Origin of the sequence: Enterococcus sp. DIV1537a (genome assembly GCF_051712085.1) — a bacterium.
GTDB lineage: Bacteria > Bacillota > Bacilli > Lactobacillales > Enterococcaceae > Enterococcus > Enterococcus faecalis.
On the sequence record NZ_JBIOOE010000001.1, the window covers coordinates 2,510,177 to 2,535,190 of the forward strand.

28 protein-coding genes are annotated in these 25,014 nt (G+C 38.1%); 6 read left to right on the plus strand and 22 right to left on the minus strand.

Annotation, left to right across the window (positions count from 1 at the left end):
- Window positions 1–29 precede the first annotated feature (29 nt).
- Complete coding sequence (gene rlmH, locus IGJ41_RS12325; RefSeq protein ID WP_002355021.1) at window positions 30–509, minus strand: 23S rRNA (pseudouridine(1915)-N(3))-methyltransferase RlmH; 480 nt, start codon at window positions 507–509, stop codon at window positions 30–32.
- Between the two features lie 400 nt (window positions 510–909).
- On the opposite strand from rlmH, the gene IGJ41_RS12330 reads away from it, so the two are divergent.
- Window positions 910–2,208 carry a S1C family serine protease gene (locus IGJ41_RS12330; protein ID WP_010816808.1) on the plus strand — a complete coding sequence of 433 codons (1,299 nt, stop codon included), beginning with the start codon at window positions 910–912 and terminating at the stop codon, window positions 2,206–2,208.
- Between the two features lie 46 nt (window positions 2,209–2,254).
- Here IGJ41_RS12330 and ytpR read toward each other — a convergent pair whose 3' ends face one another.
- From ytpR to pepA, 4 genes are all read right to left on the minus strand, one after another.
- Window positions 2,255–2,875, minus strand: coding sequence for a YtpR family tRNA-binding protein (gene ytpR / locus IGJ41_RS12335; RefSeq protein ID WP_438714528.1), 621 nt, complete (start codon window positions 2,873–2,875; stop codon window positions 2,255–2,257).
- 210 nt (window positions 2,876–3,085) lie between these two features.
- Window positions 3,086–3,541 (minus strand): universal stress protein, encoded by a 456-nt coding sequence (locus tag IGJ41_RS12340; protein ID WP_002385249.1) that lies wholly within the window; start codon window positions 3,539–3,541, stop codon window positions 3,086–3,088.
- 147 nt (window positions 3,542–3,688) lie between these two features.
- Window positions 3,689–4,003, minus strand: coding sequence for a thioredoxin family protein (locus IGJ41_RS12345; protein WP_002355015.1), 315 nt, complete (start codon window positions 4,001–4,003; stop codon window positions 3,689–3,691).
- Window positions 4,004–4,014: 11 nt separating this feature from the next.
- Window positions 4,015–5,091 (minus strand): glutamyl aminopeptidase, encoded by a 1,077-nt coding sequence (gene pepA / locus IGJ41_RS12350; RefSeq protein ID WP_002355013.1) that lies wholly within the window; start codon window positions 5,089–5,091, stop codon window positions 4,015–4,017.
- 306 nt (window positions 5,092–5,397) lie between these two features.
- On the opposite strand from pepA, the gene IGJ41_RS12355 reads away from it, so the two are divergent.
- A complete protein-coding gene (locus IGJ41_RS12355) occupies window positions 5,398–5,739 on the plus strand; it encodes a PepSY domain-containing protein (protein ID WP_002355012.1) in 342 nt (113 codons plus the stop codon).
- Window positions 5,740–6,057: 318 nt separating this feature from the next.
- Window positions 6,058–7,713, plus strand: coding sequence for a peptide ABC transporter substrate-binding protein (locus tag IGJ41_RS12360; RefSeq protein ID WP_153853901.1), 1,656 nt, complete (start codon window positions 6,058–6,060; stop codon window positions 7,711–7,713).
- 37 nt (window positions 7,714–7,750) lie between these two features.
- On the opposite strand, the gene IGJ41_RS12365 is transcribed toward IGJ41_RS12360, so the two are convergent.
- Window positions 7,751–8,302, minus strand: coding sequence for a DNA-3-methyladenine glycosylase I (locus IGJ41_RS12365; protein WP_002378947.1), 552 nt, complete (start codon window positions 8,300–8,302; stop codon window positions 7,751–7,753).
- A 76-nt stretch (window positions 8,303–8,378) separates the two neighbouring features.
- Window positions 8,379–9,155: a peptidase C39 family protein gene (locus IGJ41_RS12370; protein WP_002383280.1), complete on the minus strand. Its 777-nt coding sequence runs from the start codon at window positions 9,153–9,155 to the stop codon at window positions 8,379–8,381.
- Window positions 9,156–9,371: 216 nt separating this feature from the next.
- On the opposite strand from IGJ41_RS12370, the gene IGJ41_RS12375 reads away from it, so the two are divergent.
- The gene (locus tag IGJ41_RS12375) at window positions 9,372–9,734 is read left to right on the plus strand and encodes a hypothetical protein (protein ID WP_002354999.1); all 363 of its coding nucleotides are present in this window, start codon (window positions 9,372–9,374) and stop codon (window positions 9,732–9,734) included.
- A 72-nt stretch (window positions 9,735–9,806) separates the two neighbouring features.
- On the opposite strand, the gene IGJ41_RS12380 is transcribed toward IGJ41_RS12375, so the two are convergent.
- The 4 genes from IGJ41_RS12380 to IGJ41_RS12395 form a co-directional block, all read right to left on the minus strand.
- Window positions 9,807–10,943 (minus strand): hypothetical protein, encoded by a 1,137-nt coding sequence (locus tag IGJ41_RS12380; protein ID WP_173963718.1) that lies wholly within the window; start codon window positions 10,941–10,943, stop codon window positions 9,807–9,809.
- Window positions 10,944–11,037: 94 nt separating this feature from the next.
- Window positions 11,038–11,613 (minus strand): energy-coupled thiamine transporter ThiT, encoded by a 576-nt coding sequence (gene thiT, locus IGJ41_RS12385; protein WP_002354998.1) that lies wholly within the window; start codon window positions 11,611–11,613, stop codon window positions 11,038–11,040.
- A gap of 162 nt (window positions 11,614–11,775) precedes the next feature.
- Window positions 11,776–12,429: a PepSY domain-containing protein gene (locus IGJ41_RS12390; protein ID WP_173963717.1), complete on the minus strand. Its 654-nt coding sequence runs from the start codon at window positions 12,427–12,429 to the stop codon at window positions 11,776–11,778.
- Window positions 12,430–12,505: 76 nt separating this feature from the next.
- Window positions 12,506–13,291 (minus strand): hypothetical protein, encoded by a 786-nt coding sequence (locus IGJ41_RS12395; protein ID WP_002354996.1) that lies wholly within the window; start codon window positions 13,289–13,291, stop codon window positions 12,506–12,508.
- 233 nt (window positions 13,292–13,524) lie between these two features.
- Here IGJ41_RS12395 and IGJ41_RS12400 point away from each other — a divergent pair, with 233 nt between their 5' ends.
- Window positions 13,525–14,259: a class A sortase gene (locus IGJ41_RS12400; RefSeq protein WP_002354994.1), complete on the plus strand. Its 735-nt coding sequence runs from the start codon at window positions 13,525–13,527 to the stop codon at window positions 14,257–14,259.
- A gap of 47 nt (window positions 14,260–14,306) precedes the next feature.
- Here the strand turns inward: IGJ41_RS12400 and IGJ41_RS12405 are convergent, their stop codons facing one another.
- The 8 genes from IGJ41_RS12405 to rpsO all read right to left on the minus strand — a co-directional run bounded on the left by IGJ41_RS12405 (window position 14,307) and on the right by rpsO (window position 21,751).
- The gene (locus tag IGJ41_RS12405; protein WP_002385239.1) at window positions 14,307–14,537 is read right to left on the minus strand and encodes a hypothetical protein; all 231 of its coding nucleotides are present in this window, start codon (window positions 14,535–14,537) and stop codon (window positions 14,307–14,309) included.
- A gap of 88 nt (window positions 14,538–14,625) precedes the next feature.
- Window positions 14,626–15,096, minus strand: coding sequence for a low molecular weight protein-tyrosine-phosphatase (locus IGJ41_RS12410; protein WP_192189958.1), 471 nt, complete (start codon window positions 15,094–15,096; stop codon window positions 14,626–14,628).
- A gap of 40 nt (window positions 15,097–15,136) precedes the next feature.
- Window positions 15,137–15,706 (minus strand): TetR/AcrR family transcriptional regulator, encoded by a 570-nt coding sequence (locus tag IGJ41_RS12415; protein WP_002354991.1) that lies wholly within the window; start codon window positions 15,704–15,706, stop codon window positions 15,137–15,139.
- Window positions 15,707–15,883: 177 nt separating this feature from the next.
- On the minus strand, window positions 15,884–17,302 hold the full coding sequence (locus IGJ41_RS12420; RefSeq protein ID WP_173963731.1) for a CHAP domain-containing protein: 1,419 nt from the start codon (window positions 17,300–17,302) through the stop codon (window positions 15,884–15,886).
- A gap of 330 nt (window positions 17,303–17,632) precedes the next feature.
- Window positions 17,633–18,142, minus strand: a complete 510-nt coding sequence (mreD, locus tag IGJ41_RS12425; protein WP_002381106.1) for a rod shape-determining protein MreD — start codon at window positions 18,140–18,142, stop codon at window positions 17,633–17,635.
- The gene (gene mreC / locus IGJ41_RS12430; RefSeq protein WP_002383273.1) at window positions 18,139–18,999 is read right to left on the minus strand and encodes a rod shape-determining protein MreC; all 861 of its coding nucleotides are present in this window, start codon (window positions 18,997–18,999) and stop codon (window positions 18,139–18,141) included. The genes mreD and mreC overlap by 4 nt, the downstream gene beginning before the upstream one ends.
- A gap of 181 nt (window positions 19,000–19,180) precedes the next feature.
- A complete protein-coding gene (pnp, locus tag IGJ41_RS12435; RefSeq protein ID WP_002367402.1) occupies window positions 19,181–21,295 on the minus strand; it encodes a polyribonucleotide nucleotidyltransferase in 2,115 nt (704 codons plus the stop codon).
- Between the two features lie 186 nt (window positions 21,296–21,481).
- Window positions 21,482–21,751 carry a 30S ribosomal protein S15 gene (gene rpsO, locus IGJ41_RS12440; protein ID WP_002354983.1) on the minus strand — a complete coding sequence of 90 codons (270 nt, stop codon included), beginning with the start codon at window positions 21,749–21,751 and terminating at the stop codon, window positions 21,482–21,484.
- 279 nt (window positions 21,752–22,030) lie between these two features.
- Here rpsO and def point away from each other — a divergent pair, with 279 nt between their 5' ends.
- Window positions 22,031–22,594, plus strand: coding sequence for a peptide deformylase (gene def / locus IGJ41_RS12445; protein ID WP_002354981.1), 564 nt, complete (start codon window positions 22,031–22,033; stop codon window positions 22,592–22,594).
- Between the two features lie 46 nt (window positions 22,595–22,640).
- Here def and IGJ41_RS12450 read toward each other — a convergent pair whose 3' ends face one another.
- The 3 genes from IGJ41_RS12450 to IGJ41_RS12460 all read right to left on the minus strand — a co-directional run bounded on the left by IGJ41_RS12450 (window position 22,641) and on the right by IGJ41_RS12460 (window position 24,956).
- Window positions 22,641–23,417 carry an HAD family hydrolase gene (locus tag IGJ41_RS12450; protein ID WP_438714641.1) on the minus strand — a complete coding sequence of 259 codons (777 nt, stop codon included), beginning with the start codon at window positions 23,415–23,417 and terminating at the stop codon, window positions 22,641–22,643.
- A 9-nt stretch (window positions 23,418–23,426) separates the two neighbouring features.
- The gene (locus tag IGJ41_RS12455) at window positions 23,427–24,080 is read right to left on the minus strand and encodes a DNA alkylation repair protein (protein ID WP_002354978.1); all 654 of its coding nucleotides are present in this window, start codon (window positions 24,078–24,080) and stop codon (window positions 23,427–23,429) included.
- Window positions 24,081–24,152: 72 nt separating this feature from the next.
- The gene (locus tag IGJ41_RS12460; protein ID WP_002365340.1) at window positions 24,153–24,956 is read right to left on the minus strand and encodes a formate/nitrite transporter family protein; all 804 of its coding nucleotides are present in this window, start codon (window positions 24,954–24,956) and stop codon (window positions 24,153–24,155) included.
- Between the last annotated feature and the right edge of the window lie 58 nt (window positions 24,957–25,014).

Sequence of the window (25,014 nt, forward strand, 5' to 3'; positions counted from 1 at the left end):
TCTAAATTTCCGCTTCTTAAACACCGCCCCTACTTATGATAAGGTTCCCCTTTCATAATCCGAAAACCGCGATAAATTTGTTCCACTAATACCAAACGCATTAACTGATGTGGATAAGTCAAGCGGCCAAAAGAAATTTGTTGGTTACTTCGCTGAAGGACTGAATCACTGAGACCTAAGGAGCCACCAATGACAAACGTTAGGTTACTTTTGCCACTAATCCCTAATTGTTCAATTTCTTTTGAAAATTCTTCACTAGATAATTGTTTGCCATTAATGGCTAAAACAAAGACGTATTCGTTGTCATTAATTTTTCCCAAAATACGTTGGCCTTCTTTTTCTTTGACTTGAAGCATTTCAGCGTCACTGAGTTTTTCCGGGGCTTTTTCATCTGGGACTTCAATGATTTCCATCTTGGCATAGCTATTTAAACGTTTTAGATATTCATTAATGCCTTGAATCAGGTATTTTTCTTTCAGTTTTCCGACTGTTACTAGTTTAATTTTCACCTATTCCACTACTTTCTCGTTTTCTCTTCTTTCTTATTTTAGCACGAAGTTTGGCTACTTTCCACAACGTTTCCACATACTTATACACATATACACAGAGTTATCCACAGAAGAAACTAAAAAATTACTTTATTTAACAGCTTTTTCAATACAAACACATATTCGCCACTGATTTGTCCACATTATCCACATTCTGTGGATAACTTTCCTGAAAACTGTACACAGAGTTATTCCCGATTTGTTCACATTTTTCTGTGTATAACTTTTTCATTCGTATTTTTTCTGTAATTTTTCCCTAAGTTGTTCATAAAAAATTCAAAGCTATTCGATAGACTAAAGGAGTAGGAAACAGATATACTTAATATAGAAAATTCAGATGCACTTATTGGGAGGTTATTTTATGCAACGAAAAGATGTTACACCTAATTCAGATAAAAAAAGTTTATTGCAAAAATTTGGGATTGGTTTAGCTGGCGGCTTACTTGGTGGCGCCCTTATTCTAGGAGGCGCTTATTCTGGGATTATTCCCACACCCAACGGCGGAAATAATGCGGCGACGACGACGTCCACTAATCACGGTGATACAAAAGTCAGCAATGTGAGTTACAATGTTTCTAGCGATGTCACAAAAGCCGTGAAAAAAGTTCAAAATTCTGTGGTTTCTGTCATTAATATGCAAAGTGCTAGCAACAATTCTTCGGCTGATGATCCTTTTGGGGGATTGTTCGGTGGGAATGAAGGTACTCAAGACTCTTCCGGCAACAATGGTAACGATTTAGAAGCAGCCAGTGAAGGTAGTGGGGTTATTTATAAGAAAGATGGTAAAACGGCTTATGTCGTGACAAATAACCACGTCGTAGATAAAGCACAAGGATTGGAAGTTGTTTTATCTGATGGTACCAAAGTGAAAGGCGAATTAGTCGGAACCGATGCTTACACGGATTTAGCCGTGATTAAAATTTCTTCCGACAAAGTTGATCAAGTCGCTGAGTTTGGGAATTCTAGTAAAATCACAGTCGGTGAGCCTGCTATTGCAATTGGTTCCCCTCTAGGTTCTGATTATGCTAACTCTGTCACACAAGGAATCATCTCTTCTGTGAATAGAAATATTACCAATAAAAACGAGTCTGGTGAAACCATCAATATTAATGCCATTCAAACCGATGCTGCCATCAATCCAGGAAACTCTGGTGGTCCACTAATCAATATTGAAGGACAAGTCATTGGCATTAACTCAGTAAAAATTGTGCAATCAACTAGTCAAGTGAGCGTTGAAGGGATGGGCTTTGCCATTCCAAGTAATGACGTAGTCAACATTATCAACCAATTAGAAAAAGATGGTAAAGTGACACGGCCAGCTCTTGGGATTACGATGTCTGATTTAACAGGTATCTCTTCACAAAAACAAGAACAAATTTTAAAAATTCCAGCTTCTGTAAAAACTGGCGTAGTGGTTCGTGGTGTTGAAGCAGCGACCCCTGCTGAAAAAGCTGGATTGGAAAAATACGATGTTATCACGAAAGTTGACGGCCAAGACGTAAGCTCTACTACAGATTTACAAAGCGCGCTTTACAAGAAAAAAGTTGGCGACAAAATGGAAGTGACTTATTATCGTGGTTCTAAAGAAATGAAAGCAACCATCGATTTAACCATTGATAAATCAGCTTTAACACAACAAAATAATCGCAGCAATCAATAAAAGAAAGAAACGACCTGTTGTTTGAACAACAGGTCGTTTCTTTCTTTTATTCTCCTACCGCAAATGCAGAACCAACTTCTGCATCAAAAGGCAATTCTAAGATTCCTTTTTTAGCTGGTGCATTTGGTAAACGTAATTCTTTTGCTGAACAAATCATTCCAAAACTTTCTTCCCCACGTAAAACCCCTGGCCAAATCATTAAACCATCAGGCATCATTGCGCCTGGTTTGGCCACAACTACTTTTTGTCCTGCTTTGATGTTCGGTGCGCCACAAACAATTTGTAAGATTTCGCCGTGGTCTACTTCTGTTTGTGTGATAGATAAATGATCTGAATCTGGGTGTTTTTTACATGATTTGACAAAGCCGACCACAATTTTAGGGGTGTCGTCTTTTTCAAGAGTTTCTGAAAATCCCGCATCTTTAATCGCTGTATTGACTTTTTCGATTTGTTCGTCTGTTAAAGTCACTTGGCCGGTACCATTAATGTCACCTAGAAGCGCTGAAGCATTGAAAATATTCCAAGCTACCACTGTTTCTGGTGCCTCAACTAAACTTACACGTGCCACATCGCCGACACGTTTTACTTGGTTTTCCGCACCTTGATCGTCCGCAACGATGACAAGTAAGACATCGCCAACGTGTTCTTTGTTATATGCAAAAATCATTTTTGTTCCTCCTCTGTCGTTTTCCTGTCTTATCTTATCAAAAATTGACCCATTGTGCATACTTTTTTGTCGAAAAACTAAAAGACTTGGAAAATATGTCGCTACGACTTATTCTCCAAGTCCTCAATTTTGAGTGACAAGCCGCTGATCCTTTGAAAAAACAAAAGAAACGTAGGGTCAACTCTCTATTCAATCAATAACTTTTTTTACTTATTTTTCTTCAGAGTGAACAATTAAGACATCGCAAGGGGCTTGGCGAATAATGTAGCTACTGACGCTTCCCATGACCACACGTTCGACTGCGTTTAATCCTGATTGTCCCACCATAATTAAATCAACATTGTATTTTTCAGGTAATTCATGACTCATGACTTCTTTGGGTGAACCAAACATGGTAACTGTTTCAACATTATGAAAATCAACGCTTTCAGCATACTTTTTACAATCGGCCATTAATTCTTCCGCAGCAGCTGTTTCTTGATCAATTAATTGATCATTTAACGTCGAATACCCCATCATTGTATACACTTGATTTTCTAAAATATTTGCAACAATGACTCGGCTTCCGTTTCGACGAGCAACCTCAATTGCACGTTCATAAGCTAAATTAGCTTGATCACTACCGTCTACGCCGACAAGAATATTTTTATACATTTGTTCTTCCATTTTCGTCACCTTCCCGATGGAGGCTGATCTAAAAGGCTTCTTTGACTAAGAAATTAGAGTCAAAAATGAATTTAGGACCCTTGCGCAGAACGCCCTTTTGTCCAGCTGATTCTCTCTTAATTTAATGGTTCCTCTGGTTCATGAAAATTAGCCTAAGCTAGTTAAAAATGCACTGATTTCTTCTTTTGTTTTTCGGTCTTTGTTTACTAAGCGTCCTAATTCTTGACCGTTTTCAATTACGACAAAACTCGGAATACCAAAAATATTCCACTCGGCAGCCACGTCAATAAACTGATCACGGTCAACTTCGATAAATTGAAACGCTGGAAATGCTTCTTCAATTTCAGGCATGACTGGTTTAATGAAACGACAGTCTCCGCACCAATCAGCAGTAAAGAAGAAAACATTTTTACCTTTTTCAACATAAGTTGCTAGTTCTTCTAATGAATTGGGATAAATCATTTAAACATCCTCTACTTTCCGTAAACAATTGTATTAACTGTTGATTTATCCAAGCCACGTAATGCTTGTAACAACATTTCCCGCGCTGCTTCATAATCCGCAATACTAAACATTGTTTGATGCGTATGGATGTAACGACCACAAACGCCGATGACTGTACTTGGTACACCATTATTAGTTGTGTGCGCAGCCCCAGCATCCGTTCCGCCTTTAGAAACAAAATATTGATACGGAATATTGTGTGTCGCTGCTGTATCTAATAAGTATTCACGTAAGCGAGGCAATGTGATCAAACCTGGGTCGAAAATCCGTAATAACGTTCCTTCACCTAAATGACCATATGTCCCTTTTTTCGTGTGAATATCATCTGCCGCTGAACAATCCACCGCAAAGAAGATATCTGGATTAAATTTATGAACAGATGGTTTAGAACCACGTAACCCGACTTCTTCTTGTACGTTTGCTCCAGCAATTAATGTGTGGCCTAATTCTTCATTTTGTAACGTTTCCAATGCATCTAATACCAACGTACAACCATAGCGGTTATCCCATGATTTACTGATAATATTTTTGCCATTGGCTGTTTTAATCGTTTCTGTTTGTGGAACAATGGAATCCCCTGGACGAACACCAAAGCTTTCAGCTTCTTCTTTTGAAGAGAATCCTGCATCAAATAACACATCAGAAACTTCTAATTGTTTTTGACCACTCGTACCACGCAACAAGTGTGGCGGAATAGATGAAGAAATACATGGATAGTTCCCTTTACTTGTTTTTAACGTAAAACGTTGTGCTGAAACAACATAGGGATTCCAGCCACCTAAAGGAACCACTTGGAATAAACCATTATCGTTAATTTGAGTTAACATGAAGCCAACTTCGTCCATGTGGGCTGCTACCATTACGCGTGGCGCTGCTTCCACTTTTGAACGTTTAATCCCAAAAATACCACCTAAACCATCATATTGAACATCGTCCACTAACGGGGTGATATGTTCTTTCATGTACGCGCGAATGTCGTCTTCAAATCCGCTGGTTCCTTGTAATTCAGTTAATTCCTTGATTCGTTGAAATGTTTTTTCTTCCATAGATGTATGTCCTATTGCTTTTGATTTGTTGGAAATTACGCCAACCAAGCGTCACTTTTTCTCTAAAAAGTCACTTTATCCTGTCGATAAAAATAGGTACTCCTTTCATATGATTTCACTCTTATTATAACGCAAATACTAGAAAATGCACATCGCTTTCTCTTTTTAAACGTGACAATGAGAATGCCCTAAAAGAATGATTGAAAAACTTTTTTTATTTCTCAGCGGCCCCTTCTCTATGGTAAAATAAGAGTGATACTGACAAAAGTAATAGTAAGCAGAAACCGACCAAGGGAGGTCATACAAATGAACGAAGAAAATGAGTTGACATACTTTAAAGGCGGCTTAGCGCTAGGCGTTGGTCTTGGTTTAGTAGGCGGCATTGCCTCAACCTTGTTCTACCATAAGAAAAAAACAATCTCCGCTGATCTCGTCTTAGAAAATGTAAAAGCTGCTTTTTTAAAAGAAGGACCGATTGAAGGTTCGTGGATTGAGTTTGAGAAAAAGCCCTTGCGGAAATTCGCCATCCACTCCAAAACGTATACTGGAGGAATTTGCCGCATTGAAGACGACGGCATTGTTCAATACGAATTCACTGCAGATGCCTACACAGGAACTGTCATTGACATCCAACGATTAAAAGATTAAAAAGATTGTTACAAAAGCACTTATTTGCTTTTGTAACAATCTTTTTTTCTTCTCATTTGTTTTTTGTAAAAGGGATGTTTATTTTATGTCAAAAAAATCAAATCAATGATGAATAAATACTCTAAAATCGAATGCTTTCTGCATGGAAATCAGCTTAAATCTTTACTTATCAACGTTTGTCCACTTTTTTCATAAAAAAGATTAGACATTTTTTAAAAATTGATAAAAGAATAATCATTTCTAACGATTTTTTAATTTCTCCTTTTCATTTTTACATTATACTGAGAGTATTGCTAAAAATGAAAAGGAGCGTGTCAAATGAAGAAATCTGTTTTATTTACTTCATTACTTGTATTATCAAGCTTAGCTTTAGCGGCCTGCGGCGGTGGCAGTGACGATAAAGGAGCAAGCAACGGCGGTAGCAACAACCAAGTATACACAATGGTTGAATCCCAAGAAATGCCTAGTGCCGATCCGTCCCTTGCGACAGATGAAGTGAGTTTTACCACTTTAAATAATGTCTACGAAGGAATCTATCGTTTAGATAAAGACAACAAACCCGCGCCTGCTGGTGCAGCCGAAAAAGCAACTGTTTCAGAAGACGGTTTAGTTTACAAAGTTAAATTACGTGAAGAATCAAAATGGTCTGATGGCAAACCAGTTACTGCTGCAGATTACGTTTACGGTTGGCAACGAACAGTGGATCCTGCCACTGCTTCAGAATATGCCTACATGTTTGAACCAGTAAAAAATGCTGAAAAAATTTCTAAAGGGGAACTACCTAAAGAAGAATTGGGCATTAAAGCAATCAATGATCATGAATTGGAAATCACTTTAGAAACAGCAACACCATATTTTGACGATTTATTGGCTTTCCCTTCTTTCTTGCCGCAACGTCAAGATATCGTTGAACGTTTTGGTAAAGATTATACAAAGAGTAGCGATAAAGCAGTCTACAATGGTCCGTTTACGCTAACTGAGTTTGATGGTCCCGGAACAGATACTAAATGGTCTCTAACTAAAAATGAAGAATATTGGGACAAAGAGACTGTCAAGTTAGATAAAGTCGCTATCAACGTGGTGAAAGAAGCCCCAACTGCCTTAAATCTTTATGAAACTGGTGAAGTGGATGATACGTATTTATCTGGCGAACTGGCCCAACAAATGCAAAACTCGCCTGACTTGGTCCAATTAAAAGCCGCTTCTTCTTTCTATTTAGAAATGAATCAAGCAGATGAAAAATCACCATTGACCAACGCAAACTTACGTCGTGCTATGTCTTATGCCATCGATCGCGATTCATTAGCTAAAAACATTTTAGCCAATGGTTCTCTTCCTTCACAAGGCTTCGTTCCTGTGGATGTCGCGAAATCACCAAAAACGGGTGAAGACTTTGTTAAAGAAGCTGGTAGCGACAAATTAGTCAAATACGACAAGAAAAAAGCTGTGGAATACTGGAACAAAGCGAAACAAGAACTTGGTGTTTCCAACTTAACGGTTGATTTAATGGTAGACGACTCTGAAGGCGCTAAAAAAATGGGCGAATATCTTCAAGGATCACTGTCTGATACTTTGGAAGGCTTAAAAGTAACTGTGACGCCTGTCCCTATGGCTGTTCGCTTAGATCGTACCTTAAAAGGGGATTTCCAAATCGCTGTTCGTGGTTGGAGTGCCGACTATTCAGACCCAATTAACTTCTTAGATTTATTAGAAAGCTCAACTTCTAATAACCGTGGACGTTACAGCAATCCTGAATACGATAAATTCATTGCTGCGTCCAAAACCACAGATGTTAACGACCCTGAAAAACGCTGGGAAGATCTAATCAACGCTGAAAAAACAGTAATTGCTGATATGGGTGTTGTGCCAATTTACCAAAAAGCAGAATCACACTTACGTTCACCAAACGTGAAAGAAATTATTTATCATCCAACCGGTGCTAAATACGACTTCAAGTGGGCGTATAAAGAATAAAGTAAAGGTCTCCTTCAATTTTGGAAGGAGACCTTTATTATTTATACTGACACGTTTCTAAATGATCATTCACCAAACCCGCTGCCTGTAAAAAGGAATAGACTGTCGTGGCACCTAAAAATTTAAATCCTCGTTTCTTTAACGCTCGACTAATCTGTTGCGATAATTCCGTGGAGGCTGGAACCTCTTCTGGGTGCTGCCAGTGATTAACGATTGGTTGCTGATCGACAAAGTTCCAGAGGTAGCGATCAAAGGAGCCAAATTCTGCCTGAACTTCTTGAAAAACTTGCGCATTCGTAATGGTCGCTTGAATTTTTAAACGATGACGAATCACACCAGGATTTGCTAGTAAAGCTAAAATTTTTTCCTCATCATATCGCGCAATTTTCCGATAATCAAACGCATCATAAGCTGCTCTGAGCGTTTCTCGTTTATTCAAAATAATCGCCCAGCTTAAGCCCGCTTGCATACTTTCCAAGGTCAATAACTCAAATAACTGTTGCTCTTCATGAACTGGACGTCCCCATTCATCATCATGATAGGCTTGCATCTCTTCAGTTGTATTCGTTGCCCAAGTACATCGCTCCATTGTACTGCCTCCTTTTATTTGCTAAAAAAGATGCGAACAAAGGGTACTGCCTTTTGTTCCACACCTTTTCTTATTCCTAATAAAATGCCCAGAAGTTTAACGCTTCATTCATCACTTCTTCGGCTGTAAATGTCCGTTTTGAATGGCCCTTTTCTTCTGAATCGTTTGGATCATTAATCCAGAAATCGCCTTTTTCATCCACACCACTCATCACCATAATGTGACCAGTTGTAGTGAAATAGCCTGGTTTTACAGAAATAATGACTGGATGACCTTCCTTCAAGAAAGCTGCCACTGTTTCAATATTCCCAATTTCTTGACAGTTATAGCCTTTCATTTCAGCATATGCACTAAAAATAGACCACGCCGTCCCTTGTCCTTCCATAAAGAAGTCATTTTTTGCCCAAGCTAACACATCTAGCGGGGTAACCTCTTGGTGATCCATGTATGAACCAACCATTGCAAGCGACACAATCGCACAGCCATTAATTTCGATTGTATTCGGCTTATCTACATTGCCAAATCCGTACGCGGTGTCTTTCCATTTAGCATCTGTCTGCAATTCTAACGGCAAATCCAGATGTCCATCATATTGCTTCTTTTCAATTTCTTGATTGACCTGTTGTCCATAGCTTAAAGGTTTGACTTTTTTCTCAATTTTAACTGGTGCTGGTTCTTTTGTTTTACTTGATTCAGCACTAGCTTTAACATATGAATCATCAAACCAACTTGAAAACCCACCTGATTTCATCGGCGAAAACTGCGCTAACAATCCGCCAAAGCCAAACGATACCAACAACACCGTGAGAACTTTTTTTTGGTAACCTGATGGTTTTTTTGACATACTATTCATCCTTTTCTATCTATTGACTACATCCGATAATCTTATGTATTTCTTATATGCTCACACATTATACTACTTTCTTTTTCGAAAAACAGAAACGTTGGTAAATTCTCATAATTATTGAAGGCGAACATATTTTCTTGAATTTTATCACAAAATTAGGTAAAATACAGGTAATTAGTCATTTGAGTTTTATTCTATTTTATTCGTAAAGGAGGCAGAAGAATGGATCAACATAAAGCTACCATCAAGAGCATTTCTAAACTGATTACGCTCTCTTCCCAACATTTCTTTTCGGCATTTTTAGAAGATTCTCAAGATCAAAAGAATAAAGAAAAGGAACGCAGTGCGCTTTTACAAGAGCTCCAAGTCGCTGCCGCCCAAAAATCCTTAGTGGTCTTACAATTGAAAGAAGTCCCTACAGCGCATAAATTCGAAACGGTGATCGGCTGGATTGTCTCAAAAAATATTTCGGACAATATCGTCGTTCGTTTACAAACGGATGAACAACAGTTACGCATGATTCCTGTTGCTTCTGTCATGAAAGTCAGCACGTTAGCCAATCGTCACCAACGTCAAATTCACTAGAATATTGAAGTCTTTATAAAATAAATGGAAACCACCAACCCTGGCGATTGCAGGTTGGTGGTTTCTTTTATTTTAGGGATGCGCCAAAGCGACCTCAATTAAACGATTTTCTGTTTGTAAAAGATCAAACAGTGTGCCAATTCTTTCTAATTGTTCCAAGTCTATTTGATAAAGTTTCACTCTTGGTTTGGTGAGCCAGGAGCCTTGTGTAAGCTTCATTCGTTCTTTGATTAACACGCCTTGTTCATAGAGCGTTTTTATCTCTAATTCAGAAACTTGGTCTGTCAAAGAGGCCCAGCGACCATGGTGAGCCAATTCTGGTAAAAAAGTAGTGCCTTCTTTTTGAGGGAACGCCTTTAGTAACTGTTGATTAATCTCCCAAGCTTCTTTCAGAAATTTAGCTTTTTTTGATAACTCATCGTAGTAAAACAAATCAATTTTAACAAGATCGTACCATTCCTCTTCCTCTAATTCCTTGATTTGTTGCTCCTCAAAGTGTGCCCAACTACTTGCTAACAACTCTTTTTCTAATCTCAATAGCTCTTGTTCTGCTTTTTCTTTCGCTACTTTCATGCGCGCTTTAGCCGCTTTTTCTTGTCGTAAGCTTTCTTGTAGAAATTGAATTTGCTGCTCTTCTTTTGTTTTTATTTTAGATTGTCTGCCCACTTGTTGGGGTAAACTTGCCTGTTGATAATATGTACCCGTTACGGATGCTTGTTCTATTTGTCGTACATTATTTAGCCACTCGTTAACAATTTCTATCAATGATTGCGCGGTTGGATAATTCATTTGTTGTAAGCTTGCTTCGAGGTTGCAAGGTTGTGCTGCATTGGAACAGATTGGTATAAATTCACAAAAATAACAATTCTCTGTGTCGCTTGTTTCGGCTTGTCCCTTTGTCCAGATAAAGAGAGGAAACAAGTGTTGCAACTTTTCTATCAAAATCTTCGGGTCTAAGGCCAGTCCTAAACAACGGATGCTTAAATAACTTTTGCTAGCTGATTGCTGTAACAGCTTTTCTGGCATTATTGTTCTTTCGTCCAGCCTAGCAAATGACTGTTTTTGTTGCCATTGCTCAACTAGCTCCTGCTCACTTAACGGACCGAAAATGGTTGCTCTTTTTGCCACCTGTGGCAAAGCCTTCGGATAAAAAGAGACTTCTAACAATTCACTCAGTGAAACCACCGCCTTTTTTCTTTTTTTATTCATATTATACAGTACTCGACAACGAAATAGCTAGTTGCTTTAAAAAGAAAAAAGTCCTGAGTCAGAAGTAAAGGAAACTTCTGACTCAGGACTCAACTTATTTCTTAGGAACAAATAATTGCGGTGCTACTTTTGCCAATAAGCCTAGAACTAGACTTACATACAAACAATTGACGACAGTACTTGTACCGTTTAGAACAAAGGAATAGAGATATGGGCTCATTCCTTCTGGTGCATACATGCCCCAAACCAATACACCCGCCCAAAAATGCCAAAACCAGCGGGCGAAGACTGCGACAACACTTCCTAAAATAATCGTACGAATGGCTGATTTTAAACGATTCGCTTGAAAATACAGTTGAATTTTTCTAGCGAATACGCCACCCATTCCTCCAAACGCAAAAGCAAAGGGATATTCAAAAATAATCTGTGGAACGGACAAGAAATTTTTCATGGCTGTACCGAGAATAATATTTAACATGCCCCAAACAAAGCCTGCTGCAACTCCAGGAAGCAACCCACGACGAAACGAATAAAGAACTAATGGGACCATTCCCAACGATAGGTCCAAGCCACTATTGGCAAATTCAATCGGTAAAAAAGAGAGGGCCATTGCCATTGCTGCGACGACTGTTCCTTCTACCCAAATACGTAAATCCATTTTTCTAGCCAAACAAATTTCCTCCTATGTTCTGACGCTCTCAACCACTAATACATCGTTATTTTACCATAGGGTCTTTAGAAAAACACGTTTGTCGAACAAGCAAAAAAATAGCTGATCAGCATTTAAGGGAATCAACTCCTACTCAAACGCATGCCAGCTACTTTTTATCCATTAATCGTCCCGCTCAGTTGTCAAAATTTTACCAGAATGAGCATCGATTTTTACCTCTATTTTTTGTTGGCCCTCTTTCACTTTCACTTCCCAATAGGTGATTCCTAATTCTTTCTCTAACTTCCAATCTGTTGCCTGGCCGACTTTCGCTTCTTTTTCAGCCAAGGTTGTGGCTTGTTCTCTGGAAATGATATTTGTTAAATCAAGTGCCTCTTCTTGCATTTTAACGCCATTTTGTTCATCGGCATCCAAGGTTTCGACTTTTTCTTTTGTGAATTCGCCTGTTTCTGCGTTCACTTCAACTTGATATTCTTTTTGCTGATCCACGCCTTCTATTTCATAAAAATAACGGCCAAAATCTGTATCTAACTGCAGACTTGTTATTTTAGCTTCTGGATATTTTTTCTCAAATGCTGTCGTTACTTTTTCTAAAGAGACAGCTACCACAGTTGCCTTCTCTGATGTCGTCGTTGCTTCTTGTTGTACGGATGAACTTGTTTCAGTAGTTGATATTACTGTTTCTTTTTGTTCATTTGTTGATGAAACAGTAGTAGGCGTTTTGGGTGTACAACCAGCTACCAAAAAGAGTGCCAAGCCAGTCAGAGCGCCATAGAGTATTTTTTTCATTAAACAACCTTCTTTCCTTTTTATCATTTTATTATACTTGATTTCTCATTCAAATCATAGCTACAAAAAGAGCCCTACTTTAGTTGATAAAGTTAGAGCTCTCTCAGCCTTCATGGGCTAACATAAAAATTTCACCGAAATCATTCTCTTGTTCAATGTGCCAAATGCGTTTTTCACTATTATAGACAAGCGTTGCCAAAATTTCTTCTTTTTGGTATGACGTATTTTTCATCTTGCTAAGTGAATCTTCCACCAAGTAAATAGGAATCCGATATTCTTCTTTATCCACTTCTGTTTGTTGGAAGCAAAAAATAACACCTTCTTGCAAGATACCTTTCATATTTTTAAGTAATTCAGGACTTAATTTTTCGACAGGCGTATTTCGTTTAAAGAAGGCCTTTTTCTGATTCACTTTCTCTAAAACAACACGTGTAATTTTATCAGCAAAGATTCGATAAAATTCATCAATATAACGATAATAGACACGCGTCATCTGATCTGCAAATTCAAAAAAGACAAAATCATTTTGTAGCTTATAAAAGAAAGGCGAATGCAAACTATTCTTCATGTGTCCAAAATAAAGAAGTTCCGAAATTTCTAATGGCGTTAGCTCTTTTAGCATCGTCACATCGGAAAAGTCAATCCATTTAATTTCTTCAGTCATCCAACGACGTTGTAGCGATTGAAAATAGCGATTGACGCTTTCTTCTCCGCGAATAATTTTCAAGCCTGAATGCATATCGTATTCGCCAGCTTCGGCAGAAGGATCTAATAATAGTAAGTTCTGTGGATGATGCACAATTGAACGAACAAAATCGGAATGGGTAATTCCTTTAGATAAAACCGCGTTGCTGGTTACATCTATATGTACATAAATTAAATCAAGCAAATTCCCATCTCCCCTCTACTAGCCTCCTTACCATTTTACAATATTTTCAAAAGAAAAGCTTGTTTCTTTTACTTTAAAATTCCATTACAAAATGAGGATTTTTTTGAAAAATCAATCGGTTCAGTTGTTTTTTATTAAATCAAGGTCCAGCTAGCTTACCTATTCACCAAAGAAAATAAATAGGTTTTTCAAATAAATTGTGGTAAACTTGATACATTAAAAGGAGGGAGAATATGCGCCCAAAAGAGAAAAAAAGAGGAAAAAATTGGTTAATCAACAGCTTATTAGTTTTACTATTTATCATTGGCTTGGCCTTAATTTTTAACAATCAGATACGCAGTTGGGTGGTTCAACAAAATAGCCGCTCGTACGCCGTTAGCAAGTTGAAACCAGCCGATGTGAAAAAAAACATGGCCCGTGAAACAACGTTTGACTTTGATTCAGTTGAGTCCTTGAGCACAGAAGCGGTGATGAAAGCCCAATTTGAAAACAAAAACTTACCTGTGATTGGTGCCATTGCGATACCAAGTGTCGAAATTAATTTGCCCATTTTTAAAGGATTGTCAAATGTCGCTTTATTAACTGGTGCCGGGACCATGAAAGAAGATCAAGTCATGGGGAAAAACAATTATGCCTTGGCTAGTCATCGAACGGAAGATGGCGTTTCCTTATTTTCACCTTTAGAAAGAACCAAAAAAGACGAACTCATTTATATCACTGATTTATCTACTGTTTATACATACAAAATAACTTCTGTAGAAAAAATCGAACCAACCCGTGTTGAGTTAATTGATGACGTTCCTGGTCAAAATATGATTACCTTAATTACCTGTGGCGATTTACAAGCAACGACGCGAATTGCTGTTCAAGGAACATTAGCAGCAACGACGCCTATTAAAGACGCCAACGACGATATGTTGAAGGCTTTCCAATTGGAGCAAAAAACCTTAGCCGATTGGGTGGCTTAATAAAAAAATCCTTGAAAAGTTTTGACACTTTTCAAGGATTTTTTGCTTTATTTCATCACTTGGCGTTCTTGCTGTTTCAAACGAGCAAAACCATAACGAATACCTGCAAATAATAAAACTAACGGAGATAAGAAAACAGAGATCATTAACCATTCACTTGTATACATACTACTAAAAGATAAATGATACGTGACAGCATACACTAGCGGCAGACTCATTATCAACAATAAATAATACAAACTTAATTCAAAAACATAGGATAAATAACTACTGTTCATCTTACTTCCCTCCTGTCTCTTTTTCCCTGAACAATTTGTTAATACTATTGTACCAAGGGGAAACAGAAAGTACTATCGGACTATAGTCCTAATCTTTCAGCTGTGCTTTTATTTTTTTCAACCATTCTGAGGTACCTGCTTCCACTAAGCGGTAAGTTTCCTCAAAATCTCCAGTATAATAAGGATCAGGTACGTCCATGGTTTCTTTACCAGCCACAACTTCCATAAATAAATGAATCCGCCGTTGCTCTTCTTGAGGAGCTAATGCTTTTAAATCTGCCACATTATTCGCATCCATCCCAATGATATAGTCATATTTTTTAAAATCACTTGGCTGAATTTGTGTTGCCCGCATTCCTTGATAGGAAATTCCTTGTCGCTCCAAAATTTTTCTGGTTCCCTTATGTGGCTGACTACCAACTTCCCAGTGACTAGTAGCTGCTGAAAACACTTGAATAGTCGATTCTAAACCGGCTTGTTGGACTTTCTGACGAAAAATCGCTTCTGCCATTGGCGAGCGACAAATATTGCCTAAACAAACAAATAACACAGTTACCACAACGTTTCACTCCTTCATAAAACTTTTTATCCTTCACACATTACTCATTGGCTTCTTGTTCATACAAATGATAAGCCATAAATTCTGTATCTTTCGCTAAACGGAATAATTGCGTCGCCATTTCCAAAGGAGTCTGAGGATATTCCTCAAGAATCCATTTCGTTAAGACGCCACTACATCCATAGGAAAAGAAATTCGCATAAAATTGTTTGTCTTTATCTGTTAAATGGTTCTCAACATCGACTTGTTCAAATAATGATATAAATAAGCGATTGGTCGAAGCGGAAAAAACATTAAGAAGAACTTCTGAATCTGAGGTCACCGTTGTATAGTAGAAATGGCTCTTCTCTTTAATCGCTTTTAATAACTTCAGGGCTTGTTCCTCCCAGTTTTCCAAACAAATATCTGTTTCTAAGTAAATCAATGCATCGTGACGATAAATCCAACGTAATAAATCATATTTATCTGTAAAGTGATAATAAAATGTTTGGCGATTCAAGCCCACTTTTTTGGTAATATCTTGGACACTTATTTTACGAAAATCCTTTTGTTCACATAATTCTATTAAAGCTGAAGCGATTGCTTGTTTTGTATCGTGCGTTCCGCTCATGCTGATTCCTCCGCTCCTAATATGTATATACCTCTATAATTGCAAAAAAACGGCCAGATTACAATATTTTCAGATACATTTTATGCATATATTTAAAATTAAATGAATAAAAAAAGCGGCAACTAACGATTTTTGTTAGTTACCACTCCTTGTTATCAATTATTAATAGATGACTATTTAGCCTGGAAAACGCCATACAACAGCGCGGAATCCTGCTGGTGGTGCTGGTGACCAGTTAGAGTTAGAAGAAACATAACCAGAACCTCCTGGGTTGTTCGCTTCAACGATTTGAACACTTCCACCACTTACACCTGTAACTAAGACAGTATGCACGCCACCAATCCAGCTATCTGGACTATAGGCACTTTCATATTGAACAACATCGCCTGGTTGCACGTTACTCCAGCTAACTTGTGTTGCGCCAGAAGCAACATAGCCACTGTTTGGACCACCATAACCGAAGTTAATACCGCCTGCCGCTAACCAGCGACGAACGGATACTAAACATTCGCCTGGCTGATTCCAACCTGTTGCATAAGAATTACCAACATCTGCTAAAGCTGCATTAATTGCGGCTTGTTTTCCTGAAGTCACGCCACCATTCCCTGGTTTTGCTTCATTACCTTTTTCAGGAGTCGTTGGGTTAGTTACAGGAACTTCTTTTTCTTTTTCAGGTGCTGCTGCAGGTGTTATTACAACACTTTCTGTTTCAGTACTTGAAGTTGTTGTTTCTTGCGTTGTGGTACTTTCAGTAGTTGTTGATGATTCTACTACTGGTGTTGCGGCTTTTTCTTCAGCGGCGGATGCTGCTGCCTCATTGGCTGCTTTTGTTGCTTTCGCTTGCTCTGCTGCCGCTTTTTGTGCTGCGGCTTGTGCTTGCGCTGCCGCTTGTTCTTCTGCTTTTTTAGCAGCTGCACGTTGGCGTGCTTGTTCTTCTGCTAAACGTTTTTCCGCTTCTTTTTTCTGTTTAATGAAGCCGTCTTTTTTCCCTTGTTCTTCAGAACGTTGTGCTTCTAAATCATTTTTAGCCACTTCTTGTTGGATCTTCAATGTTTTTAATGATTCTGTTTTGTCATTTAATTCTTTTGTTGCTGCTTCTAATTCAGCAATTTGTTTTTCAACATTCTTTGTTTTCTTTTCAACAGTCGCTTTGTCTTCTTTTTGTTGTTCTAGTAATTCATTGTTGGCGCTCATCATTGTTGAGACCGCTTGAACGCGACCAATTGCATCTGCTACTGAATCTGCATCTAAGACAGCATCAATAATTGAATCACTTTGACCATTCACTTGGACATCGCGTGCTTGTTTTGTCATTTGTACTTCACGTTTTTGAATACGGACATTCAAATCAGAAATTTCACTATATAATTTAGATACTTCTGATGATAGCTTGTTCTTTTTAGCTGTTAATGTATCGATTTGTTTGGCCGTTTCAACCATATCATTTTCAATCGCGGCAACTTTTGCTTCTGCATCTGACATTTGGCTTGTTAACGCATTAATTTTTTGATCTTGTTGTTGAATCTTTGTATCGTATTCATCTGCAAATGCTGCGGATGGCAACGCTACGCTTGTTAATGTAATGGAACATACCATTAGAGCCGATAATACACTTTTCTTCAATCTGTTGTCCTCCGAAAATCCTTTTTTGTTAAGCTTTTTTATTATTTATTAAAATTTGAATAAATTTCTCTTTTTCAACGATAGAGCAATTGTAGCATAGCTGTATGTCACTGAGATAATATGGATGTTACAGTAATATTTCAATTTTCTTCTTGTAAATGACAAAAAAAGCTTCACTTTTTTCACAACTTTCTTCAAGGCTCCAGGGTAATCTTCTCATTGTTTTGTTATTTAAAGAAAATAAAAAAAGCGAAAAACGCTAACAAATGAGCATTTTTCGCACACGAACAAAATTTTCAATTTTTATTTTACGGAAAACAGTTTTTTCAGCGGATAAGATAAAATAACATACCAAACCATGTTCAATAGCAATGTAGGGCCCAACACACGCGTAATAAATAAAATCGGGCTGACATCCGCTAAATGAAAGGCCACTTGAATCAGTACCGCAATCAGTTCATACAACGTGGTAAAAATAACGATCCCAAAAAAACCAGTTAGTAAATTTGTTTGAATTACTTCTTTAAATGTATACATCAACATAACCGAAATCGTCAGTGCGACTGTATAAATCCCGATAATGCCAATGTAGTAGCTATCGCAAATAAAGCCTAAAATTAACGAAGTAATTAATAAATAACGTTTAGAAAAATTAGGAACGACGAACATAAACGCAAGTAACAGCAGATGAGAACTGGCGAAGTAAACATTACTTGTCCACGTTTCAAAAGACTTTGTTAAATGAGCATCAATTAACATTAAGAAAAACAAGAGAATAGGTGTGATGTATTTTAAATACTCTTTCCGAATCATTCGCTTTCCCCTGCCGATCTTTTCACGACCGTCACAACGGAGATACCATAGACATCCGCATAAGGTTTCACATAGACTTCACGATCTAAACCAAAACTATCTGGTTTCACTTTAATAACTGTTCCTACCGCTAAATCGGCTGGTGAATTACCCCCTAAGCCAGAAGTCTGAACGACATCGCCTTCTTTCAAAGTGGCATCGCCAGTTAATTGTGACACAATTAATGCATTTGTCTTATTGTCGTAATTTTTAAGTAAACCAAACGATTCGCCATTTGCGGAAGTTACTCGCACAGGGAAATGGTTCGAGTTAACATTTTTAGACGTTAGTAGTTCCACTTTTGCAGTCGTTGCATTGACTTCAATAACACGCCCCACTAACCCTTTTTGCGCCATGACCGCCATGCCCGCTTCAATGCCGTCATTGGTTCCTTTATCGATAATTAATAAGTCTTGCCAAGTATCCGGCGAACGCGTAATGACATTCGCAGTTACTTTTTCATAGTTAGCTAACGTTTCGTTCAGATTCAATTCTTGTTTTAAACTATCAATTTCGCGTTTATAGTTATTGTTTTGGACAGCTAATTCATTATAGCTATCAATTTTTTCTTTTAGACGTTCATTTTCTTTAAACGTGTTAATTAAATTGCCCATTGAAGACAAGCCGTTTTCCACCACACGAGCTGGAAAAGAAATCACACGATCCACCATACTAACGCTATTGTTGACGCCACCTTGAACGACATTGGTTTTGCCTTTTTCAGAACGTTGCGCAGCAGTTAAACTAATAATGGTTACTAAAATAATGACTAAAATTAAGGTAATGATTATATTTTTATTTGGATTAAATTTTTTCACAAAGACACCCCAGATATTCTTCAGACTGATAGTATTAATTTTACCACTAATTGACTATAAACAAAAGAGTTGGCGATCGTCTTTAGCTTTTTTTATCATTTCTTTTTTAGGGCTTATTTTCAACGAAAAAACCAACGAAAAGAAAGGAAACTTCCTTGGTTTTCGTTGGTTTAAAAAGAAATTATTTTTCTTTGTTTTCTTCGTTTAATAATGCTTTTCTTGACACGTTGACACGGCCTTGTTTGTCAATTTCAGTTACTTTGACAAGGACTTCGTCGCCTAATTTCACGACATCTTCAACGTTGTTCACACGTTCGTTTGCTAATTGAGAAATATGAATCAAGCCATCTTTGCCTTTAATTAGGTTAACAAACGCACCAAATTTTTCAATGCGGACAACTTTTGCTAAGTAAACTTGACCGACTTCAACTTCTTTGGTTAATTCTTCAATAATCTTGATGGCTTTTTTAATCATTTCAGCATCTGATGAAGCAATACTTACGTTACCGTCTTGATCGATATCAATCTTAACACCAGTTTCATCAATGATGCTGTTGATTGTTTCGCCACCTTTACCAATGACATCTTTAATTTTCGCTGGTTTAATTTGAATCATTTCAATTTTCGGTGCATATTGACTTAATTCTTCACGAGGAGCAGCAATCGTTGTTGTTAATTCTTCTAGAATTTCCATCCGTGCTTTCTTCGCTTGGTCTAATGCTTCCGTTAAAATTTGTTCTGTAATTCCTTGGATTTTGATGTCCATTTGTAAAGCAGTGATTCCGTCTTTCGTTCCTGCTACTTTAAAGTCCATATCGCCAAGGTGGTCTTCTAAACCTTGAATATCTGTTAAGATTGTATAGTTTTCGCCATCACTAACAAGACCCATTGCAATACCTGCAACTGGCGCTTTAATTGGCACACCCGCATCCATTAATGCTAATGTTCCCGCGCAAATACTTGCTTGTGAAGAAGAACCATTTGATTCTAACACTTCTGCTACTAAGCGGATTGTGTAAGGGAAGTCTTCTTCTGATGGAATAATTTGTGCTAAGGCACGTTCACCTAACGCACCGTGACCGATTTCACGACGACCTGGTGAGCCCGCGCGTCCTGTTGAACCAACAGAGAATTGCGGGAAGTTATAATGATGGATGAAACGTTTGCTATCTTGGACACCCAATCCATCGATAATTTGATGTTCCCCTAAAGGCGCTAATGTACAAACGGATAAAGCTTGTGTTTGACCCCGAGTAAATAAGCCAGAACCATGCACACGTGGTAAAATACTTACTTCTGATGATAAATGACGAATTTCGTCTAATTTACGGCCATCCGGGCGAATCTTATCAATCGTGATTAACTCACGTACGACATCTTTTTCAAGATCTTCCGCAATTTGTTTCACTTCTTTTAGTAATTGCGCTTCTTCTTCGTGTTCCGCAAATTTTTCAGCGTAAACTTCTTTGACTGTATCTTTTACTTTGTCAATTTCAACTTCACGTGCTAATTTTTCTTCCGTCATTACGGCTGTTTTCATTGTATTGTAGTACGCATCAAAAATTTCTTTTTTAAGATCAGCGTCCACTTGTAATAAGTCCACGTCCATTTTTGGTTTACCTACAGCGGCAACGATTTCTTCTTGGAACGCCACTAGTTCTTTAATGGCATCAAAACCGAAAAGTAAGGCACCTAACATATCTTCTTCTGATACTTCTTTAGCACCACTTTCAACCATGTTGATGGCTTCTTTTGTTCCAGCAACAGTTAATTCAATATCTGTTTGTTCCGCTTGTTCTACCGTTGGGTTTAAAACATATTCGCCATTAATACGACCAACGTCAACACCAGCAATTGGTCCATCAAACGGAATATCTGAAATTGCTAACGCTAAGGAAGACCCAAACATTGCAGCCATTTCTGGTGTACAATCTTGATCCACACTCATAACGATGTTTGTGATTTGGACTTCGTTACGGAAGCCTTCTGAGAACATTGGACGAATAGGACGGTCGATTAAACGAGCGGTTAATGTCGCACGTTCACTTGGACGACCTTCACGTTTAATGAAGCCACCAGGAATTTTTCCTACCGCATACATTTTTTCTTCATAGTTTACAGTTAATGGGAAAAAGTCTACATCTTTTGCTTCTTTAGAGGCAACAGCAGCACTTAAAACGACCGTATCGCCGTAACGTACTAAGACAGCTCCATTGGCTTGTTTGGCTAATTGGCCGATTTCTACTTCTAGTGGGCGGCCGCCCCAAGTTGTTTTAAAGACTTGTTTTTCTGTCATAATTTTTCTCCTTTACTCTTGCTCTTTGGAAAAGTCAGACGGCTACTAAACAAATGAAAAAGTAACAAGTCGTTGTTGCTCTTTCATTTGGTTAGTAGTTCCTAAAAACTTTCCAAAGAGGACCTTCAATAGTGACAATAAGATAAAAAGCGAGATTCTGATTGAACCTCGCTTTATACGTAATGATTAACGACGTAATCCTAAACGTTGGATCAATTCGCGGTAACGTTGGATGTCAGTTTTACGTAAGTAAGCTAACAAGTTACGACGGTGACCGATTTTTTTCATTAAACCACGGTAAGAATGGTGATCTTTTTTGTGTGTACGCGCATGTTCGTTCAATTGGTTAATGTCTTCAGTTAAGACAGCAATTTGTACTTCTGGAGAACCAGTATCTCCTTCATGACGTGCGTATTCTTTAATGATTTCGTTTTTTCTTTCTTGTGAAATTGCCATTTGTTCCACCTCTTTCTCTATTATTCGTCTGATCACTGAGTGAAGCGTTGGTGACTCGCTAAACCAAGTGATAGATGGTGTGTTTCCACACAAGCTTACTTTACAGGAAACACCGCTAAAATGCAAGCTTAATCTCTATTATTCGATAGTTTTTTTAAACAATCTAGCCCCTTTTTTGGTGATTTTGTGATACACTAAATGGTGGTAAACAACTGATTATTTCAGCGCATGAATAAATAAAAGAAGAATTTTTTTATGTTTCAAAGGAGGAACCATTGAATGATTACAATGAAAGATATTATTCGTGAAGGGAATCCCACACTTCGTGCTGTGGCAGAAGAAGTGCCTGTCCCTATCACTGAGGAAGACCGACAATTAGGTGAGGACATGTTGACTTTCTTAAAAAATAGTCAAGATCCAGTCAAAGCCGAAGAATTACAATTACGTGGTGGCGTTGGTTTAGCTGCACCACAATTAGATATTTCTAAACGAATTATTGCTGTCCATGTTCCTAGTAACGACCCAGAAAACGAAACGCCTTCATTAAGTACGGTGATGTACAACCCTAAAATTTTGAGCCATTCTGTGCAAGATGTATGTTTAGGTGAAGGGGAAGGCTGTTTATCTGTCGATCGGGATGTGCCTGGGTATGTCGTTCGTCATAACAAAATTACCGTCAGTTATTTTGACATGGCTGGCGAAAAACACAAAGTTCGTTTAAAAAACTACGAAGCGATTGTGGTTCAACATGAAATTGATCATATTAATGGCATCATGTTCTACGATCATATTAACAAAGAAAATCCATTTGCTTTAAAAGAGGGCGTTTTAGTCATCGAATAAAGAAAAAAACTGCGCCGTTTGTCTGAAAACAAACGGCGCAGTTTTTTTAAATGGCCTTCATTTCTTTTAAGGCTTTCCAAATGCCATCATTATCATTGGTATCTGTGACCATTGTGGCCACTTCTTGAATGGAAGGACTCGCGTTGCCCATTGCGACGCCAATCCCTGCATGGCTTAGCATTTCTCGGTCATTTTCGCCGTCCCCAAAGGCAATGATATTTTTTGCATCAATGCCCACACGTTTGGCTAAATACGTTAACGTAGCTGATTTTGAGCCATCTTTAGGCACAACATCTACGCTATGTTGATGCCAGCGAATAAAGCGAAATTCTGGGTATTCTTCTTCAAACGTACACTGATCTTCTGCGTCATAAAAAGCCAGCGCTTGGTAAATATCATTTTGACGATAAAAGTGTTCATCATAAGCAGGTGAATGAAAATGAAAAGAGTTCATCGCAATTTCCATTTTTTCAGCACGGTGTTGGTTGCTCTTCTTAATATCATCTAAGCCCACACAAGCAAATCCTAAGCCGCGTTGATCACTATCTTGTGCCAAACGTTCCAACGCTTCAGCATGCAATAAATTTTGATAATATTGCTCATGATCCACAAAAGCCGCAGCGCCATTACATAATACGTAATTGGTAAAATCTAAATCCCAAATCACCTCTTGCGCCATATAACGACTTCTGCCAGTTGCCAGCGTAACTAAGTGTCCTTGCTCCCGCAATTTTTCTAGCGCTTCTCTCGTGCTATCCAATGCTTTCTTCTCCGAATTTAACAACGTCCCATCAATATCAAATGCAAAAAGTTTTCTTTCCATCATTTCTCCTTATTCGCTCGCTTTCGCTAAATATTTACTGCCTTCTCGTTGTGCTAAAGGACTCAACACTAATTCTTTCATCAATTCCTCGACCCATTGCGGATTCGTTTTACTATATTGGCGTAATGACCAGCCAATCGCTTTTTGAATGAAGAACTCCTCTGTAGTTCTATCATAAATAATCGCCTTTTTCAACAGGTCCTGATTGGTCTTTTCTTTCAACATCAACTGTAAATTCAGCGCAACACGCCGATTCCAGAAATTTTCAGCGCCATAAAAAAGGGCAAAAATCGTTGGCAATTCAGTCAGATGCAACGCCACCCACGACCCAAAAAATTTTCGCCAAGCATCCACACTATCCCACCACGCTTTTTGTGGAACATAGGCTTTAAACGCTACGACCTCTTCTAATGAAAATCTCCGAACATTTTGAAGAGCTAAATCAATAGCGACATACTGATATTCTCGTTCTGTTTTTTGATAGTAAGCCTCAATCTCTTGGCATAATTTTTCCTTTGGCCACGTATGACTTTCTTTTAAAAGTTGTTTACTTAACGCTTGACGTTCTGGGGCGGGGATGCCTGCAAAAACAAATTGGTGTTTCATATAAGCAGACATTTTTGCTGCTGTTTCTGGGTTCTTCTGAAATTGAAGTGTGTCCATTCCTTCGCTCCTTATAATAAAAAAAACTATACTAAAACAGTGTACCATGTTTTAGTATAGTTGGTTGATCAATTAATCAAAATACGTTAAGTTTTTGTTGTCTTTATCTAACCAGGCATAGCCGAGACCCATAATTAAGCCACCACCGATAAAGTTACCGATAAAGGCCCAGAACAGATTATGAACAACATTACCAGCTGTGAAAGCTTCAATTGCGCCGTTCGAAGCAAAGTAAGCTAAACTGAAGGCTGGGAAGTTGGCAATCACGTGTTCAAAACCAAGGAACGCAAAGATAAAGATAATGAAAATAATGGCCGCGACTTTGCCGGCGTCATCTTTCATTCGCATACTCACTAATACGGCTGTATTAACCACAATATTGGCGAACATAGCTTCAACTAAAATTTGCAGGGTGGTTTTTTCTAATTTTCCAGCAATCGACGTAAAGAAGAAACTATCTTTTGGTAAATCTTGGAACGGCACCGTAAGTGATACCAAGAAACCAAATAAGACACCACCAATTAAATTGAATAAGATACAGGTAAATAAAATTTTTGCAGCTAAGGAAAAGTTGACTTTTTTACGATAGACGCCAACAGTCATGTACAACATATTCGAGGTACCAAGTTCGGCATTCATATATAAAATCATCACAAGTGACCAACTGAACATGAAGGCGTAAAGCATTTTCCCTAAACCATGAGAAATTCCTTCTCCTTTAATTGCGATTGCAAAAGCAACGGCTGTTCCCAACGTTAAAAATAGACAAGCAAGCATTGCACGAACAGCGTAGCGGGAAAAGCTGTTTGAGAATAAATTCACTTTCTTGTCGATGGATTTATCAATTTGTTCAAACAATGGTGAACCAGACTTCATTGTAAACTCCCTTTCATTCCGTTTTCAACTTATATTTTCAAAACATCTCTCCTTATTC

Excerpts from the sequence above, each read along its gene's own strand:
- IGJ41_RS12330 (WP_010816808.1), top strand. The coding sequence starts at position 910 with ATGCAACGAAAAGATGTTACACCTAATTCAGATAAAAAAAGTTTATTG.
- ytpR (WP_438714528.1), bottom strand. The coding sequence starts at position 2,875 with ATGATTTTTGCATATAACAAAGAACACGTTGGCGATGTCTTACTTGTC.
- IGJ41_RS12340 (WP_002385249.1), bottom strand. The coding sequence starts at position 3,541 with ATGGAAGAACAAATGTATAAAAATATTCTTGTCGGCGTAGACGGTAGT.
- IGJ41_RS12345 (WP_002355015.1), bottom strand. The coding sequence starts at position 4,003 with ATGATTTATCCCAATTCATTAGAAGAACTAGCAACTTATGTTGAAAAA.
- pepA (WP_002355013.1), bottom strand. The coding sequence starts at position 5,091 with ATGGAAGAAAAAACATTTCAACGAATCAAGGAATTAACTGAATTACAA.
- IGJ41_RS12355 (WP_002355012.1), top strand. The coding sequence starts at position 5,398 with ATGAACGAAGAAAATGAGTTGACATACTTTAAAGGCGGCTTAGCGCTA.
- IGJ41_RS12360 (WP_153853901.1), top strand. The coding sequence starts at position 6,058 with ATGAAGAAATCTGTTTTATTTACTTCATTACTTGTATTATCAAGCTTA.
- IGJ41_RS12365 (WP_002378947.1), bottom strand. The coding sequence starts at position 8,302 with ATGGAGCGATGTACTTGGGCAACGAATACAACTGAAGAGATGCAAGCC.
- IGJ41_RS12370 (WP_002383280.1), bottom strand. The coding sequence starts at position 9,155 with ATGAATAGTATGTCAAAAAAACCATCAGGTTACCAAAAAAAAGTTCTC.
- IGJ41_RS12375 (WP_002354999.1), top strand. The coding sequence starts at position 9,372 with ATGGATCAACATAAAGCTACCATCAAGAGCATTTCTAAACTGATTACG.
- IGJ41_RS12380 (WP_173963718.1), bottom strand. The coding sequence starts at position 10,943 with ATGAATAAAAAAAGAAAAAAGGCGGTGGTTTCACTGAGTGAATTGTTA.
- IGJ41_RS12390 (WP_173963717.1), bottom strand. The coding sequence starts at position 12,429 with ATGATAAAAAGGAAAGAAGGTTGTTTAATGAAAAAAATACTCTATGGC.
- IGJ41_RS12400 (WP_002354994.1), top strand. The coding sequence starts at position 13,525 with ATGCGCCCAAAAGAGAAAAAAAGAGGAAAAAATTGGTTAATCAACAGC.
- IGJ41_RS12405 (WP_002385239.1), bottom strand. The coding sequence starts at position 14,537 with ATGAACAGTAGTTATTTATCCTATGTTTTTGAATTAAGTTTGTATTAT.
- IGJ41_RS12415 (WP_002354991.1), bottom strand. The coding sequence starts at position 15,706 with ATGAGCGGAACGCACGATACAAAACAAGCAATCGCTTCAGCTTTAATA.
- IGJ41_RS12420 (WP_173963731.1), bottom strand. The coding sequence starts at position 17,302 with ATGGTATGTTCCATTACATTAACAAGCGTAGCGTTGCCATCCGCAGCA.
- mreD (WP_002381106.1), bottom strand. The coding sequence starts at position 18,142 with ATGATTCGGAAAGAGTATTTAAAATACATCACACCTATTCTCTTGTTT.
- pnp (WP_002367402.1), bottom strand. The coding sequence starts at position 21,295 with ATGACAGAAAAACAAGTCTTTAAAACAACTTGGGGCGGCCGCCCACTA.
- rpsO (WP_002354983.1), bottom strand. The coding sequence starts at position 21,751 with ATGGCAATTTCACAAGAAAGAAAAAACGAAATCATTAAAGAATACGCA.
- def (WP_002354981.1), top strand. The coding sequence starts at position 22,031 with ATGATTACAATGAAAGATATTATTCGTGAAGGGAATCCCACACTTCGT.
- IGJ41_RS12450 (WP_438714641.1), bottom strand. The coding sequence starts at position 23,417 with ATGGAAAGAAAACTTTTTGCATTTGATATTGATGGGACGTTGTTAAAT.
- IGJ41_RS12455 (WP_002354978.1), bottom strand. The coding sequence starts at position 24,080 with ATGGACACACTTCAATTTCAGAAGAACCCAGAAACAGCAGCAAAAATG.
- IGJ41_RS12460 (WP_002365340.1), bottom strand. The coding sequence starts at position 24,956 with ATGAAGTCTGGTTCACCATTGTTTGAACAAATTGATAAATCCATCGAC.